13 protein-coding genes are annotated in these 14924 nt (G+C 65.2%); 9 read left to right on the top strand and 4 right to left on the bottom strand.

Features of this window, described 5'->3' with window-relative positions; translation table 11 throughout:
* Positions 1-70 precede the first annotated feature (70 nt).
* From VF716_RS12915 to VF716_RS12900, 4 genes are all read right to left on the bottom strand, one after another.
* Positions 71-970, bottom strand: coding sequence for an AEC family transporter (locus VF716_RS12915; protein WP_011914348.1), 900 nt, complete (start codon positions 968-970; stop codon positions 71-73).
* Positions 971-1074: 104 nt separating this feature from the next.
* Positions 1075-1995 (bottom strand): dTDP-4-dehydrorhamnose reductase, encoded by a 921-nt coding sequence (gene rfbD / locus VF716_RS12910; protein WP_285534097.1) that lies wholly within the window; start codon positions 1993-1995, stop codon positions 1075-1077.
* Between the two features lie 259 nt (positions 1996-2254).
* Positions 2255-2962, bottom strand: coding sequence for a DNA/RNA nuclease SfsA (sfsA, locus tag VF716_RS12905; RefSeq protein ID WP_013983856.1), 708 nt, complete (start codon positions 2960-2962; stop codon positions 2255-2257).
* Positions 2962-4134 carry a pyridoxal phosphate-dependent aminotransferase gene (locus VF716_RS12900; RefSeq protein WP_013983857.1) on the bottom strand — a complete coding sequence of 391 codons (1173 nt, stop codon included), beginning with the start codon at positions 4132-4134 and terminating at the stop codon, positions 2962-2964. The genes sfsA and VF716_RS12900 overlap by 1 nt, the downstream gene beginning before the upstream one ends.
* A gap of 191 nt (positions 4135-4325) precedes the next feature.
* On the opposite strand from VF716_RS12900, the gene dksA reads away from it, so the two are divergent.
* From dksA to panC, 9 genes are all read left to right on the top strand, one after another.
* A complete protein-coding gene (dksA, locus tag VF716_RS12895; protein ID WP_013983858.1) occupies positions 4326-4772 on the top strand; it encodes an RNA polymerase-binding protein DksA in 447 nt (148 codons plus the stop codon).
* Between the two features lie 89 nt (positions 4773-4861).
* On the top strand, positions 4862-5767 hold the full coding sequence (gene gluQRS, locus VF716_RS12890; RefSeq protein ID WP_440552732.1) for a tRNA glutamyl-Q(34) synthetase GluQRS: 906 nt from the start codon (positions 4862-4864) through the stop codon (positions 5765-5767).
* A 105-nt stretch (positions 5768-5872) separates the two neighbouring features.
* On the top strand, positions 5873-6049 hold the full coding sequence (locus VF716_RS12885) for a hypothetical protein (RefSeq protein ID WP_003095129.1): 177 nt from the start codon (positions 5873-5875) through the stop codon (positions 6047-6049).
* Positions 6033-8987, top strand: a complete 2955-nt coding sequence (locus VF716_RS12880; RefSeq protein ID WP_020307731.1) for a sensor histidine kinase — start codon at positions 6033-6035, stop codon at positions 8985-8987. The genes VF716_RS12885 and VF716_RS12880 overlap by 17 nt, the downstream gene beginning before the upstream one ends.
* Positions 8988-9048: 61 nt before the next feature.
* Positions 9049-10464: a sigma-54-dependent transcriptional regulator gene (locus VF716_RS12875; protein WP_011914355.1), complete on the top strand. Its 1416-nt coding sequence runs from the start codon at positions 9049-9051 to the stop codon at positions 10462-10464.
* Between the two features lie 730 nt (positions 10465-11194).
* Entirely contained in the window at positions 11195-12586 is a 1392-nt protein-coding gene (locus VF716_RS12870) for a polynucleotide adenylyltransferase PcnB (protein WP_017245555.1), read from the top strand.
* A 1-nt stretch (position 12587) separates the two neighbouring features.
* Positions 12588-13115 (top strand): 2-amino-4-hydroxy-6-hydroxymethyldihydropteridine diphosphokinase, encoded by a 528-nt coding sequence (gene folK / locus VF716_RS12865; protein WP_026006594.1) that lies wholly within the window; start codon positions 12588-12590, stop codon positions 13113-13115.
* Positions 13116-13241: 126 nt separating this feature from the next.
* Positions 13242-14042 (top strand): 3-methyl-2-oxobutanoate hydroxymethyltransferase, encoded by an 801-nt coding sequence (panB, locus tag VF716_RS12860; RefSeq protein WP_440552731.1) that lies wholly within the window; start codon positions 13242-13244, stop codon positions 14040-14042.
* A complete protein-coding gene (gene panC, locus VF716_RS12855) occupies positions 14039-14899 on the top strand; it encodes a pantoate--beta-alanine ligase (protein ID WP_045633109.1) in 861 nt (286 codons plus the stop codon). Before panB ends, panC begins: the two co-directional genes overlap by 4 nt.
* Positions 14900-14924 lie beyond the last annotated feature (25 nt).

Here is a 14924-nt window from a genome sequence, read left to right as displayed (position 1 = left end):
GTGATTTTGTGACAGCCCTGGGTCCAGGCCGTTCGACGAAATCCGACCGGGGTAGACGGGGACGGCGCCGTCAGCCTGCGGCCAGCAGCATCCAGAGCGGCAGGCTGACTGCCGCCGCCACGGTGGAAAGGAAGACCGTCGAGCTGACCGCGCGGGTGTCGTCGGAATGTTTCACGAAGGCCAGCACATTGACCCCGCTGGGGCAGGCGGCAAGCAGCACCAGCACGTTTCGCGCATCCTGATTCAGCCCCGGCAGCATACCGCTCAGCCACCAGACAAGGGCCGGGAACAGCGCCAGCTTGATCAGGGTCAGCAGCAGTACCGAAGCGCTTGGCCGCAGCCGATAACGCGACAGACTGATGCCAAGCACCATCAACGCGCAGGGCAGCGCCGCCTGCGCCAGCCAACCGGCGATTCGCCAGAGCGGCTCGGGCAGTTCCAGGCCGGAGAGATTCAGCAGAGCCCCCAGCAGCAGGCCGACGATCAGCGGGTTGGCCAGGTTCTTCAACAACGCTGGAACACTGACCTTGTCGCCATCACCGAGCGCCGCATAGAAGCTCTGTAGCGAAAACAGCACCAGGCTGTGGAACACCAGGATGGCGAACACGTATACCAGGCTCTCGGCGCCGAGCAGCGTCGTCACCAGCGGGATGCCGACCAGCACATTGTTCGAGTAGGCGGCCGTGAGACCAAGTGGCGTAGCCCGCCCGGCGCGGCGGTGAGCGACCAGGTTGACCAGCAGGAAAACCAGCAGCACCGGCACGAAGTAGCCCAGCAGGAGCATCGGCGACATGCCATCGCTCAGCTCGGCCCGCGCGATACCGGTGAACAACACCGCTGGCATGAACAGCTTGAAGGTGACGCTGGCCAGCCCGGCAGCACCTTCATTGGTTAGCCACTGACGCCAACCGAACAGATATCCAAGCGTGATCAGACCGAAGATCGGCAGGATCGCCAATACCACTACCATGTGCCCTCCGAGAGCCGAACGTCAGGCCACGCCTTGGCGCGGGGGGCGCAAGAATACACGCTGGGCAGGGAGATCGCACCGGCGGTCCGAGTACCGCCACCGGGTCAGGCGCGGAAGGTCCGCTCCCGCTTGACCGCATTTGCCTCCTGCTGGCGCAGAATTGCCAGCACATCGGCCAGGTCTTCCTGCCAGCGGTGCGGGGCAAGACCGAACGCTGATTCGAATCGACTGCAATCGAGCACGGACCAGGCCGGTCGCCTGGCCGGCGTCGGATATTGCGCCGTCATGATCGGCGATACCTCGGGCTGCCTGGCGATCAGCCCGGCCGCTTCACCTTGACGGAAGATTTCCACCGCGAAGTCGTACCAGGAGCAGGCAGGCGCGCCGCTGTAGTGGTAGACGCCCCAGGCGAGTTCCGCACCGTCCGCATAGCGCCGGGCCAGCTCGAGCAGCACCGAGGCGATGCTGCCGGCCTGAGTCGGACAGCCGACCTGGTCGCTCACCACACCCAGCGCATCACGCTGGCGCGCCAGGCGCAGCATGGTCTTGACGAAGTTATGCCCATGTACGCCGTACACCCAGCTGGTGCGCAGGATCAGATGTGCCGGCAGACAGCTGCGGATCGCCTCTTCACCGGCCAGTTTACTCGCGCCGTAGACGCCGGTCGGACCGGTCTCGTCGCTTTCGGTATAAGGCCGGGTGGCTTCGCCCGAGAACACGTAGTCGGTGGAAATGTGAAACAGCGGAACACCCGCGTGCTTGGCAGCCTCGGCCAGGTGACGCGGTCCGTCGCGATTGACCGCATACGCCTGCTCGCCATGGGACTCGGCATTATCCACATGGGTATAGGCGGCCGCGTTGATGATCAGCTCGGGACGCTGACGCATCGCGTCGGCCACTTGCTCAGGCTTGGCGATGTCCAGCTGTGCCCGCGCCGGGGCCAGCACATCCAGTCCGAAACGTGACGCCCGCTCCACCAGCTCACGACCAACTTGGCCACCAGCACCGCAAACGAGGATTCGCATTCTTTGTCGCCTCATCGACGACGTTCGCGGCCAGCGCGAACGTCCGAAAATGGTTCTAGCCACGGCATCACGCACGCGTGCGCGGTGTCGCCGCAGGTTCCATCGAAACAGGCAGGAGCGCATCTTGACGCCGGCTCAAGCGGCGGAGCAGAGCCTGCCCGTGCATGATGGATGTGGTTTCCAGCCACGTTGAGGCCAGACGAAAGGCACTTTGTTCCCGGCCGGATAGAATTTTTTTCCACGTCCCGGCTGCCGACCTTCAGAGCAACACCGGCAAACGTGCGCCGACCCGAAGCTCCACGGGGGACAGCTCGACCCCATAGGCAAGCACCTCGACACCTGCCGCCACCGCGTCGCGCAGCGCCGCGGCGTAACCCGGATCGATCTCCTCGGCCGGACGGACCGCGTCCACGCCGCTCAGATTGACGCAGTACAGTTGCACCGCGCGCACCCCCGCGCGCGCCAGCGCCGCCAGTTCGCGCAGATGCCGTGCACCGCGCAGCGTCACGGCATCAGGGAACGCCGCCACTGCTGTGTCGGCGAACCCCAGGGTGACGCTCTTGACCTCAACGTAGGCCGGCCCGCCGTCGAACTCGAGGCGAAAGTCCACGCGACTGTTCTCCACGCCATAGGCCACTTCGCGCTTGAGCGCCGAGAAGCCGGCCAGCTCGGCGATCTGTCCGCCCAGCAATGCTTCCTCGACCAGAGGATTGGCGCGCGCGGTGTTCACGCAGGCCAATCGTCCCTGCGGCGTCTCCACCAGCTCCCAGGTGCCGGGCAGCTTGCGTCGAGGATCGCTGCTGCGCTGGAACCACACCCGCGCGCCCTCGCTCATGCAGTTGAGCATCGAGCCGGTGTTGGGACAGTGGATGCACATCGCCTCGCCCTCGTCGGTGACGATATCGGCGAGAAAGCGCTTGTAGCGCCTGACCAGACGGCCCCGCTCCAGCGGTTGCGCGAAGCGCATCAGGGCCGCCAGCTACGCAGGCCGCAGGCGATGCGCTCGACGGCCTGTTCCAGGCGCGGCAGATCCTGCGTGTAGGCGAAGCGCACATGATGGCCGGCCTGGTGACGGCCGAAATCCAGTCCCGGCGTGATGGCAACGTACTCCGTTTCCAGCATGTGCTGGCAGAACCCATAGGCGTCGCCACCGAAGGCGCTGATGTCTGCATACAGATAGAAGGCTCCCTGCGGCTCGACCGCGATGCCGAAGCCCAGCTCGCGCAGGGCTGGCAGCAGGAAGTCCCGACGCCGGGCAAACTCGCCGCGACGCGCCTCGAGGATCTCCAGCGTCGCCGGCTCGAAACAGGCCAGCGCCGCATGCTGGGCCATGCTTGGCGCGCTGATGTATAGGTTCTGTGCCAGCTTTTCCAGCTCGGGCACGGCCGCCGGCGGTGCCACCAGCCAGCCCAGGCGCCAGCCGGTCATGCCGAAGTACTTGGAAAAGCTGTTGAGCACGAAGGCCTCGTCATCGACTTCCAGCACGCTGGCCGCATCCGTGCCGTAGGTCAGCCCGTGATAGATCTCGTCGACCACCAGGTGGCCGCCGCGCTCCTTCAGCGCCGCCGAAAGAGCGGCCAGTTCGGGCCGCTCGAGCAGCGTCCCGGTGGGGTTGGCCGGCGATGCCACCAACGCGCCAACGCTGTCGCGATCCCAATAGCGCTCGACCAGTTCAGGGGTCAGCTGATAGCGCATCTCAGGGCCGACCGGCACGAGCTGCGCGGCGCCTTCCACCAGTCGCAGGAAGTGCCGGTTGCACGGATAACCCGGATCGGCCAGCAGCCAGTGCTTGCCCGGATCCACCAGCAGGCTGGAGGCCAGCAGCAGGGCACCGGAGCCGCCGGGAGTAATCAGGATCCGTTCGGGGTCAATGCTTAATCGATAGCGTTGGGCATAGAAGCCGGCAATCGCCTCGCGCAGCTGTGGCAGGCCACGGGCGGAAGTGTAGCGGGTGTGCCCGGCCGCTAGCGCGGCCTGTCCCGCGGCGACGATGGGCGCGGCGGTGGTGAAGTCCGGTTCGCCGATTTCCAGGTGAATGACGTCGTGGCCTTGAACTTGGAGCTGATTGGCCCGCTCCAACAGCGCCATGACGTGGAAAGGTTCGATTGCGCGACTGCGTGCGCTGTACGACGAGGTCATCTGACCTTCCTGTTGAGAACAAAACGTGAATTCTACCCAAGGTCCCGAAGCCGCTGCAGCCACTGTTGGAAAGGGGAGTAGCGCACCCCGAGCCGATCTGGTAAGTTCGCCCGCTTGCAGCCGCAGGGCCGGCACGGGCCGGCAAGGGACAAATCATCCTGCGCAATGGACATAGCGAGAGGCGTTCATCCATGCCCATTACCAAAGAAACACCGTCGAGCAAGCAACTGATTCGCGCCTTCGAGCCCTACAAGGAAAGCCAGGGCGAGGAATACATGAGCGACAAGATGCGCGCCCACTTCACCGGCATCCTGAACAAGTGGAAGCAGGAGCTGATGGAAGAGGTCGATCGCACCGTGCACCACATGCAGGACGAAGCTGCCAACTTCCCGGATCCGGCCGACCGCGCCAGTCAGGAAGAAGAGTTCAGCCTGGAACTGCGCGCCCGCGACCGCGAGCGCAAGCTGATCAAGAAGATCGACGAGACGCTGCAGCTGATCGAAGACAACGAATACGGCTGGTGCGATTCCTGCGGTGTCGAAATCGGCATCCGTCGCCTGGAAGCGCGCCCCACCGCCACCCTCTGCATCGATTGCAAGACGCTGGCGGAGATCAAGGAAAAGCAGATCGGTTCCTGATCCCGAACGGGGCGCTACGGCGCCCCGCTTCATTTCCAGGCCCTGCACCGTTTCATCCGCCTCGCCATCACCGATCGCGCCGGCCCGCCATGTCCTCCTCCGCCCTGCCCCAGCCCGCACGCTACATCGGTCGCTTTGCACCGACCCCCAGCGGCTACCTGCACTTCGGCTCGCTGATCGCGGCCCTCGCTTCCTATCTCGACGCCCGTTCGGTCGGCGGCCTTTGGTTGCTGCGCATGGAAGACATCGATCCGCCACGGGAGATGCCCGGCGCCCAGCGGACCATCGTCGAGACGCTGCAGAGCTACGGCTTCGAATGGGACGGCGACATGCTGCGCCAGAGCGAACGTCACGCTGCGTATCGGGACGCCATCGAACGGCTGCTGGATGAAGGCCAGGCGTATGCGTGCACCTGCTCGCGCAAGCAGCTCGAAGGCTACCCGGGCCCCTACCCCGGCTTCTGCCGCGCCGCCGGTCGCAGCCTCGAGGATGCTGCCATCCGCCTGCGCGTACCCAATCGTGAATACGTCTTCATCGATCGTGTGCAAGGCGAGTTCCGCCAGCATCTGGGCCGCGAGGTCGGCGATTTCGTCATTCGCCGCCGCGACGGCCTGATTGCCTATCAGCTGGCCGTGGTACTGGATGACGCCTGGCAAGGTGTCACCGATGTGGTGCGTGGCGCCGACCTGCTCGATTCGACGCCGCGCCAGCTTTATCTGCAGGAAGTCCTCGGCCTGCCACAACCACGCTACCTGCACCTGCCGCTGATCATCCAGCCGGACGGACACAAGCTCGGCAAGAGCTATCGCTCGCCACCGCTGCAGGCCCAGGAGGCCAGCCCTCTGCTGCTTCGCGCGCTGCGTGCCCTTGGCCAGCAACCGCCAGCGGAACTGGACGGCGCGCTGCCAGCGGACATTCTCGGCTGGGCCGTTGCCCACTGGAATGCAGCACGCATCCCGCGGGTCCGCACCCTCGCCGAAGCCCAGCTGCGCTGAGCCACGCATGGATCGAACCACCCGAGGCGAGCTTTTGCCTGCCGCTGGTGGCTTGCCGCGTGCCGCTGCTCTACCATCGCCCTCACTTCCGACACGAGACCCGGCATGTATATCTACCGACTGGTGCTGCTCCTGGTGGTGGGGATCTACCTGTTCTCCCCCGCCATCATGGACTGGTGGATCGACCCCAACGGTGCCTGGTATCGGCCCTATCTGCTGTGGCTGATCCTGATCGTGGTGACCTTCATTCTCCAGAGCCAGCGTGATGCAGACGAGCTTTAGCCTGAGCCACCTGATCCTGATCAGCGCCGCCTACCTGTTCATGCTGTTCGGCGTGGCCTGGGTCAGCGATCGCGGGCTGATCCCGCGCTGGATCATCCGCCACCCGCTGACCTACACCCTCTCGCTCGGCGTCTACGCCAGCGCCTGGGCCTTCTATGGCACCGTGGGCCTGGCCTACCAGTATGGCTATGGGTTTCTCGCCACCTATCTCGGCGTGTGCGGCGCCTTTCTGCTGGCGCCGGTGCTGCTCTACCCGATCCTGCGCATCACTCGTACCTATCAGCTGTCGTCGCTGGCCGACCTGGTGGCCTTCCGCTTCCGCAGCACCTGGAGCGGCGCGCTGACCACCATCGTCATGCTGATCGGCATGCTGCCGCTGCTGGCCCTGCAGATCCAGGCGGTCGCCGACGCCATCGGCATCCTGACTCTCGAGCCGCTGCAGGAGCGCGTGGCGCTGGGCTACTGCCTGATGATCATGCTGTTCACCATCCTCTTCGGTGCCCGCCACATCGCCACGCGGGAGAAGCACGAAGGGCTGGTGTTCGCCATCGCCTTCGAATCGATCGTCAAGCTCGTGACCTTCGGTGCCATCGGCCTGTACGCCCTGTACGTGGTCTTCGGTGGCCCGCACCAACTGGAGATCTGGCTGCTGCAGAACCAGTCGGCGCTGCAGGCGTTGCACACGCCGCTGCAGGAAGGCCCGTGGCGCACCCTGCTGCTGGTGTTCTTCGCCTCGGCCATCGTCATGCCACACATGTATCACATGACGTTCACCGAGAACCTCAACCCGCGCGGGCTGGTCAGCGCCAGCTGGGGATTGCCGCTGTACCTGCTGCTGATGAGTTTGGCCGTGCCGCTGATCCTCTGGGCCGGCCTTAAGCTGGGCGTCAGCACCAACCCCGAATACTTCACCCTCGGCCTCGGCCTCACCGCACAGAGCGAAACCCTGGCGCTGCTGGCCTTCGTCGGCGGGCTGTCGGCCTCCAGCGGGCTGATCATCGTCAGCACCCTGGCGCTGTCCGGCATGGCGCTCAACCATCTGGTGCTGCCGCTCTATCAACCCTCCAGCGAGGGCAACATCTACCGCTGGCTGAAATGGACCAGACGCAGCCTGATCTTCGCCATCATCCTGGCCGGTTACGGGTTCTACCTGCTGCTCGGCGCCGAGCAGGACCTGTCCAACCTGGGCATCGTCGCCTTCGTTGCCACCCTGCAGTTCCTGCCGGGCGTGCTCTCGGTGCTCTACTGGCCGACCGCCAACCGCCGCGGCTACATCGCCGGCCTGCTGGCCGGCATCGGCGTCTGGATGGTGACCATGCTGCTGCCCCTGGTGGGCAATCTGGATGGTTTCTATATCCCGCTGTTCAACGTGGTCTACGTACTCGACGACACCAGCTGGCACCTGGCGGCAATCGCTTCGCTGGCGGTCAACGTGCTGGCCTTCTCGCTGTTCTCGATCTTCAGCGAGACCAGCCCCGAGGAGCAGAGCGCCGCCGAGGCCTGTGCGGTGGAAAACGTGCGCCGGCCGCAGCGGCGTGAACTGATGGCCGCCTCGCCACAGGAGTTCGCCACCCAGCTGGCCAAGCCCCTGGGCGCCAAGACCGCGCAGCGCGAAGTGGAGCAGGCACTGCGCGATCTGCAGCTGCCGTTCGACGAGCACCGTCCCTATGCCCTGCGCCGCCTGCGTGATCGCATCGAAGCCAACCTGTCCGGGCTGATGGGGCCCAGCGTGGCCCAGGACATCGTCGAGAACTTCCTGCCGTACAAGAACGGCGCCGAGGGCTACATCACCGAAGACATCCACTTCATCGAGAACCGCCTGGAGGAGTATCACTCGCGCCTGACCGGCCTGGCCGCCGAACTCGACGCGCTGCGCCGCTATCACCGGCAGACGCTGCAGGAGCTGCCCATGGGGGTCTGCTCGCTGGCCAAGGATCAGGAAATTCTCATGTGGAATCGCGCCCTCGAAGAGCTGACCGAAATTCCCGCGCTGCAGGTCGTCGGTTCGCGCCTGTCGACCATCGCCGAACCCTGGCGCAGCCTGCTGGGCGACTTCATCGAGCAGCCCGACGAACACCTGCACAAGCAGCGCCTGGCGCACAACGGCCATCGCCGCTGCCTCAACCTGCACAAGGCAGCCATCGCCGAGCCGCTGGCGCCCGGCAACAGCGGCCTGGTCCTGCTGGTCGAGGACCTGACCGAGACCCAGCAGCTGGAAGACCGCCTGGTGCATTCCGAGCGTCTGGCCAGCATCGGCCGCCTGGCCGCCGGCGTGGCGCACGAAATCGGCAACCCGATCACCGGCATCGCCTGTCTGGCGCAGAACCTGCGGGACGAGCGCGAAGGCGACGGCGAGATCGTCGAAATCAGCGCGCAGATCATCGAGCAGACCAAGCGCGTGTCGCGCATCGTGCAGTCGCTGATGAGCTTCGCCCATGCCGGCGAACGCCAGCACCAGCTCTATCCGGTGAGCCTGGCACAGGTCACCCAGGACGCCATCGGCCTGCTCTCGCTCAACCGCAACCGCACCGAGGTGCAGTTCCTCAACCTGTGCCATCCCGATCATGTGGCCGAGGGGGACCCGCAACGCCTGGCGCAGGTGCTGATCAACCTGCTGTCCAACGCCCGCGACGCATCGCCGCCCGGTGGCGTGATCCGGGTGACCAGCGACGTGGCTGAGCAGACGGTCTATCTGACCGTGGAGGACGAAGGCAGCGGCATTCCGAAAGAGATCCAGGACCGCCTGTTCGAGCCGTTCTTCACCACCAAGGACCCGGGCGAAGGCACGGGCCTGGGCCTCGCGCTGGTCTATTCGATCATTGAAGAGCATTATGGCCAGATCGATATCGACAGCCCGGCTGACCCGGAAACGCAACGCGGCACCCGTTTTCGCATCACCCTGCCGCGGCATGTCGAAGCGTCACACGCCGTAAGTTGAAGAGGCGACTGCCGTACCGGCCCGGCGCCGGTTCTGCCTCCAGACCGTCGAGAGAGTACTGATGTCACACATACTGATCGTCGAAGACGAAACCATCATCCGCTCAGCCCTGCGGCGCCTCCTCGAACGCAACCAGTACGAGGTCAGCGAAGCCGGCTCGGTGCAGGAAGCACAGGAGCGCTACAGCATCCCGGGTTTCGACCTCATCGTCAGCGACCTGCGACTGCCCGGCGCACCCGGCACCGAACTGATCAAACTGGCCGAAGGCACACCGGTGCTGATCATGACCAGCTACGCCAGCCTGCGCTCGGCGGTGGACTCCATGAAGATGGGCGCGGTGGACTACATCGCCAAGCCCTTCGACCACGACGAAATGCTGCAGACCGTGGCGCGCATCCTTCAGGATCATCAGCAGAGCGCCGCAGCCCTCGCTCAGCCGAGCCGTGGCAATGGCAGCGCCCCAAGCGACGCGGCACAGGGCGACATCGGCATCATCGGCCACTGCGCACCGATGCAGGACCTGTTCAGCAAGATCCGCAAGGTCGCCCCCACCGATTCCAACGTGCTGATCCAGGGCGAGTCGGGCACCGGCAAGGAACTGGTGGCGCGGGCACTGCACAATCTCTCGCGACGCGCCAAGGCGCCGATGATCTCGGTGAACTGCGCGGCCATTCCGGAAACCCTGATCGAATCCGAGCTGTTCGGCCACGAGAAGGGGGCCTTCACCGGGGCCAGCGCCGGTCGCGCCGGCCTGGTCGAGGCAGCCGATGGCGGCACCCTGTTCCTCGACGAGATCGGCGAACTGCCACTGGAAGCCCAGGCGCGCCTGCTGCGCGTACTGCAGGAAGGTGAGATCCGCCGCGTCGGCTCGGTGCAGTCGCAGAAGGTCGATGTGCGTCTGATCGCCGCCACCCACCGCGACCTGAAAACCCTGGCCAAGACCGGCCAGTTCCGCGAAGACCTTTATTACCGCCTGCACGTGATCGCGCTCAAGCTGCCGCCGCTGCGCGAGCGCGGCAACGACGTGCTCGAAATCGCCAAGGCGTTCCTGGCGCGCCAGGGCGAACGCATGAGCAGCGACGAGATGCGCTTCTCGCGCGACGCCGAACAGGCGATTCGTCACTACTCCTGGCCCGGCAACGTGCGCGAACTGGAAAACGCCATCGAGCGCGCGGCGATCCTCAGCGAGAGCCCGGAGATCGACGCCGAGCTGCTGGGCATCGATATCGAACTCGACGAGCTGGACGATGAATTCGAAGAAGATTCACTCGGCGGCATCCGCGGTATCGCCGGTGGCAACGAGCCGACCGAGGATCTCTCGCTGGAGGACTACTTCCAGCATTTCGTGCTCGAGCATCAGGACCACATGACCGAGACCGAACTGGCGCGCAAGCTCGGCATCAGCCGCAAATGCCTGTGGGAACGCCGTCAGCGCCTGGGCATTCCGCGGCGCAAGTCCAGTAGCGCCGCCGGGTAATTTGTTACCGCCGGCGCATCGCTCGTAACAAAAACCGGGAGCATCGGTAACGACGCCCCGGTTTTTTCTTGCCTTCCGCCAAGCCTGGAAATCACAAATCATTGAAATATAACGATTTCCTAAAACTGGCACGGCAACTGCTTACCTAATGGCACAACAACAATAACAAGCAGATCCCACAATAAGAACAAGACGTAACGGCTCCAGCAAAACAACGACAAGAAGGCGGAGGCGCAGCTAACTGATTCTTTTGGAGAGGACATGCCACGGGGTTCGCCCCACGACCAGGCCGAGAACAACAAAAACTGCATCGAGCAGGCCCTGCACTGGTTGGATCGAAGATCAAGGCAACGTCAGCGACCAAAGAAATCCGTTTGCTATTGGCTCCCACTGTGGGAGCGTTCCCGACGGCCACGGCCCGAAGGACAGGCGAACAACAAGAACAGCAACGCCTGAGAAGACCAATAACAATAAATAAGCACGCGACATTATTCAGAGGGGAGCTTCGGCTCCCCTCAGTGCTATCTGGCTCCGCGGTTTCCTTCCGCACGCCCCGTCCAGACATTTCCTTCCGCGTTGCACCAGGCAGAACCCTCGTCACGCTACACGCGAAGCTTTTTGACACTACCCTGCGCTTCGTTCACCATCCGGCAGTCCCGGTGCTAGAATCCGCGCAGGTTTCGCGGCTTTCGCGACGCCGGCCCGTCATTCCGCCACACAGTTGCCCCTCATGCTGAAAAAGCTGTTCCAGTCTTTTCGTCTTCCGCTGCGCCGCATCCCGCATCCCCGTCGCACACCTGAAATTCTGTCCAGCCGGCAGCATTCCCTGCATCGCAACGAGATCAGCCGTCATGCGGTGAGCGTGGTCGAGCGCCTGCAGCAGGCCGGCTACGAGGCCTATGTCGTGGGTGGCTGTGTGCGCGATCTGTTGCTGCAGCTCAATCCCAAGGATTACGACGTCGCCACCAGTGCGACCCCGGAACAGGTCCGTGCCGAGTTTCGCAACGCACGCGTGATCGGCCGGCGCTTCAAGCTCGTCCACGTGCACTTCGGCCGCGAGATCATCGAAGTCGCCACCTTCCGCGCCAACCACCCGGAAGAAGACGACGAGGATGCCAGCCAGTTGGCCTCGCGCAACGAGAGCGGGCGCATCCTGCGCGACAACGTCTATGGCACGCTCGAGGACGACGCCCAGCGCCGGGACTTCACCATCAATGCGCTGTACTACGACCCGACCAGCGAGCGCATCCTCGACCACACCCGCGGCGTGCACGACATCCGCAATCGCCTGATCCGCCTGATCGGCGATCCCGAGCAGCGCTACCAGGAAGACCCGGTACGCATGCTCCGCGCGGTGCGCTTCGCCGCCAAGCTCGACTTCGAAATCGAACGCCACAGTGCCGAGCCCATCGCCGACCTGGCCGAGCTGCTCGACGGCATCCCCTCGGCCCGCCTGTTCGACGAGACGCTCAAGCTGTTCCTCGGCGGCAAGGCCGAGCGAACCTTCGAGCTGCTGCTCGAATACGACCTGTTTGCGCCGCTGTTCCCCGCCAGCGCCGCCGCGCTGGAGCGCAACCCCGAGTATGCCGGCACGCTGATCCGCAACGCGCTGGCCAACACCGACCTGCGCATCCAGCAGGGCAAGCCGGTGACGCCCGCGTTCCTTTTCGCCGCCCTGCTCTGGCCTGCCCTGCCGGCCCGCGTACTGGAGCTGCAGGACCGCGGCATGCCGCCGATTCCGGCGATGCAGGAAGCCGCCCACGACATCATCTGGGAGCAGTGCCAGCGCACCGCGATTCCCAAGCGCTTCACCATCCCCATGCGCGAGATCTGGGACATGCAGGAACGCCTGCCGCGCCGGCAGGGCCGCCGTGCCGACCAGCTTCTGGAGAATCCGCGCTTCCGCGCTGGCTACGACTTTCTCCTGCTGCGCGAAAGCGCGGGCGAGAAGACCGGCGGCCTTGGCGACTGGTGGACCGACTATCAGGAAGCCAACGACAGCGAGCGGCGCAACATGATCCGCGGCCTCAGCGGCAAGGATGACGCCGGCGCGGCCAAGAAACGCCGCCGTGGCGGTCGCCGTCGCCGCACGCCGGGCGATGCCGCCAACCCGGCCGACTGAGATGGAGCGCGTCTACATCGGCCTGGGCAGCAACCTGGCCGATCCCCAGCAGCAGCTGCGTGGTGCCCTGCAGGCTCTGGCCGAGCTGCCAGGTAGCAGGCTGGCTGCAGTCTCCTCCCTCTATGCCAGCGACCCGCTCGGGCCCGCCGACCAGCCACGCTACGTCAACGCGGTTGCGGCACTGGAGACCGACCTCGAGCCGCTGGCGCTGCTCGATGCCCTGCAGCGCATCGAACTGGCGCAGGGCCGCGAACGCAAGGCCGAACGCTGGGGCCCGCGCACCCTGGACCTGGATATCCTGCTGTTCGGCGAGCGACTGATCGACCAGCCGCGCCTCCAGGTTCCGCACTATCACATGCAGGCTCGGGCGTTCGTGCTCTACCCGCTGGCCGAGATCGCTCCGCCGGAGCTGGTACTGCCCGATGGGCGACGGCTCGTCAACCTGCTCGCGGCCTGCCCGTTCCGCGGGCTGGAGCGGCTCACCAATACGAGTGTCACCTGCGCGGTAACGAACGTAACGCGCAGGTAACACTCGCGATTGACTTACTCTGCCGCCGCCGGGACTATAAGCGCCCTCTGCCACCTGCGGCCGTAGCACCCTTCCGGTGCACCGCCCGGCAATCCTGACCTCCGAGGCTCGAAGAGGACGGCATTCATGCCAGACGTAACCCTGACCACGCTGCAAGGGCTCAAGCAGAAGGGCGAGAAGATCGTCATGCTCACCTGCTATGACGCCACCTTCGCCAAGACGGCCTGCGATGCAGGCGTCGAGATGCTGCTGATCGGCGACTCGCTCGGCATGGTCCTGCAAGGTCACGACAGCACCCTGCCGGTCACCGTCGCCGATATGGCCTACCACACTGCCAGCGTCAAGCGTGGCAACCGCGGCGCGATGATCGTCGCCGACCTGCCGTTCATGGCCAACGCGACCACCGAGCAGACCCTGAACAATTCGGCGCTGCTGATGCAGGCCGGCGCCCACATGATCAAGCTCGAGGGCACCGCCTGGCTGGCCGAGTCGATCCGCCTGCTGGCCGACCGCGGCACCCCGGTGTGCGCGCATATGGGGCTGACCCCGCAGGCGGTCAATCTGTTCGGCGGTTACAAGGTGCAGGGACGCGAAGAAGCCCAGGCGCAGCAGATGCTGGAGGACGCCAAGTCGCTGGAAGCAGCCGGCGCCGCCATGCTGCTGCTCGAATGCGTCCCCAGCGAACTGGCCGCGCGCATCACCCGGGCCGTGCAGATCCCGGTGATCGGCATCGGCGCCGGCAGCGATACCGACGGCCAGGTGCTGGTCCTGCATGACATGCTCGGACTGTCGCTCAGCGGCCGCGTGCCGAAGTTCGTGAAGAACTTCATGCGCGAGCACGGCGACATCCCCGCGGCCATCGCCGGCTACGTCAAGGCGGTCAAGGCCGTCGAATTCCCCGCAGCCGAACACGGTTTCTCCGCATGAACGTCGTCAAGACCATCGCCGACCTGCGCGCCGCGGTCGCCCGCGCGCGCGGCGAGGGCAAACGCATCGGTTTCGTGCCGACCATGGGCAACCTCCACGCCGGTCATATCGCGCTGGTGAAGAAAGCCGGCCAGCGCGCCGACTTCGTGGTCGCCAGCATCTTCGTCAATCCGCTGCAGTTCGGTCCCAACGAGGACCTGGACAACTACCCGCGTACGCTCGCGGCGGACCAGGAAAAGCTGTTCGACGCCGGCTGCCACCTGCTCTTCGCGCCCAGCGTGGAGGAGATGTACCCCCACGGCCAGGCCAACCAGACCATCGTGCGCGTACCCGGCGTATCCGAAGGCCTCTGCGGCGGCAGTCGTCCCGGTCATTTCGACGGTGTCTCCACGGTGGTGAGCAAGCTGTTCAACATGGTCCTGCCGGACCTCGCCGTGTTCGGCCAGAAGGATTTCCAGCAGCTGGCGGTGATCCGCACCATGGTGCGCGACCTGAACATGCCGGTGCAGATCCTCTCCGAACCGACCGTGCGGGCCGACGACGGCCTGGCACTGTCCTCGCGCAACGGTTACCTGAGCGCCGACGAACGCGCCACGGCGCCTGTCCTCTATCGCACGCTGAACCAGCTCAGGGATGCGCTCCAGGGCGGTCGTCGGGACCTTCCCGCGCTGATCGACGAAGGTCTGGATGCGCTGCGCAACGCCGGCCTGCGTCCGGACTACCTGGACATCCGCAATTCCATCGACCTGCAGCCGGTCACCGACGCCTCCAGCGAGTTGGTCATTCTCGCGGCGGCCTATCTGGGCAAGACGCGGCTGATCGACAACCTGCTGGTCGACCTCCGCACATCGGCCTGATCCCTGCCAATTGCCTGCAGCCTTG

Source organism: Stutzerimonas sp. Brlt_14, assembly GCF_051948915.1.
Classification (GTDB): Bacteria; Pseudomonadota; Gammaproteobacteria; order Pseudomonadales; family Pseudomonadaceae; genus Stutzerimonas; species Stutzerimonas stutzeri.
Note: the sequence above shows the minus strand (reverse complement) of the source record. Positions and strands in the feature narration are given on the sequence as shown.

Coding starts and splice junctions, on each gene's coding strand:
- VF716_RS12875 (WP_011914355.1), top strand. CDS start 9,049: ATGTCACACATACTGATCGTCGAAGACGAAACCATCATCCGCTCAGCC.
- VF716_RS12885 (WP_003095129.1), top strand. CDS start 5,873: ATGTATATCTACCGACTGGTGCTGCTCCTGGTGGTGGGGATCTACCTG.
- panC (WP_045633109.1), top strand. CDS start 14,039: ATGAACGTCGTCAAGACCATCGCCGACCTGCGCGCCGCGGTCGCCCGC.
- VF716_RS12880 (WP_020307731.1), top strand. CDS start 6,033: ATGCAGACGAGCTTTAGCCTGAGCCACCTGATCCTGATCAGCGCCGCC.
- panB (WP_440552731.1), top strand. CDS start 13,242: ATGCCAGACGTAACCCTGACCACGCTGCAAGGGCTCAAGCAGAAGGGC.
- folK (WP_026006594.1), top strand. CDS start 12,588: ATGGAGCGCGTCTACATCGGCCTGGGCAGCAACCTGGCCGATCCCCAG.
- VF716_RS12870 (WP_017245555.1), top strand. CDS start 11,195: ATGCTGAAAAAGCTGTTCCAGTCTTTTCGTCTTCCGCTGCGCCGCATC.
- dksA (WP_013983858.1), top strand. CDS start 4,326: ATGCCCATTACCAAAGAAACACCGTCGAGCAAGCAACTGATTCGCGCC.
- VF716_RS12915 (WP_011914348.1), bottom strand. CDS start 970: ATGGTAGTGGTATTGGCGATCCTGCCGATCTTCGGTCTGATCACGCTT.
- sfsA (WP_013983856.1), bottom strand. CDS start 2,962: ATGCGCTTCGCGCAACCGCTGGAGCGGGGCCGTCTGGTCAGGCGCTAC.
- rfbD (WP_285534097.1), bottom strand. CDS start 1,995: ATGCGAATCCTCGTTTGCGGTGCTGGTGGCCAAGTTGGTCGTGAGCTG.
- gluQRS (WP_440552732.1), top strand. CDS start 4,862: ATGTCCTCCTCCGCCCTGCCCCAGCCCGCACGCTACATCGGTCGCTTT.
- VF716_RS12900 (WP_013983857.1), bottom strand. CDS start 4,134: ATGACCTCGTCGTACAGCGCACGCAGTCGCGCAATCGAACCTTTCCAC.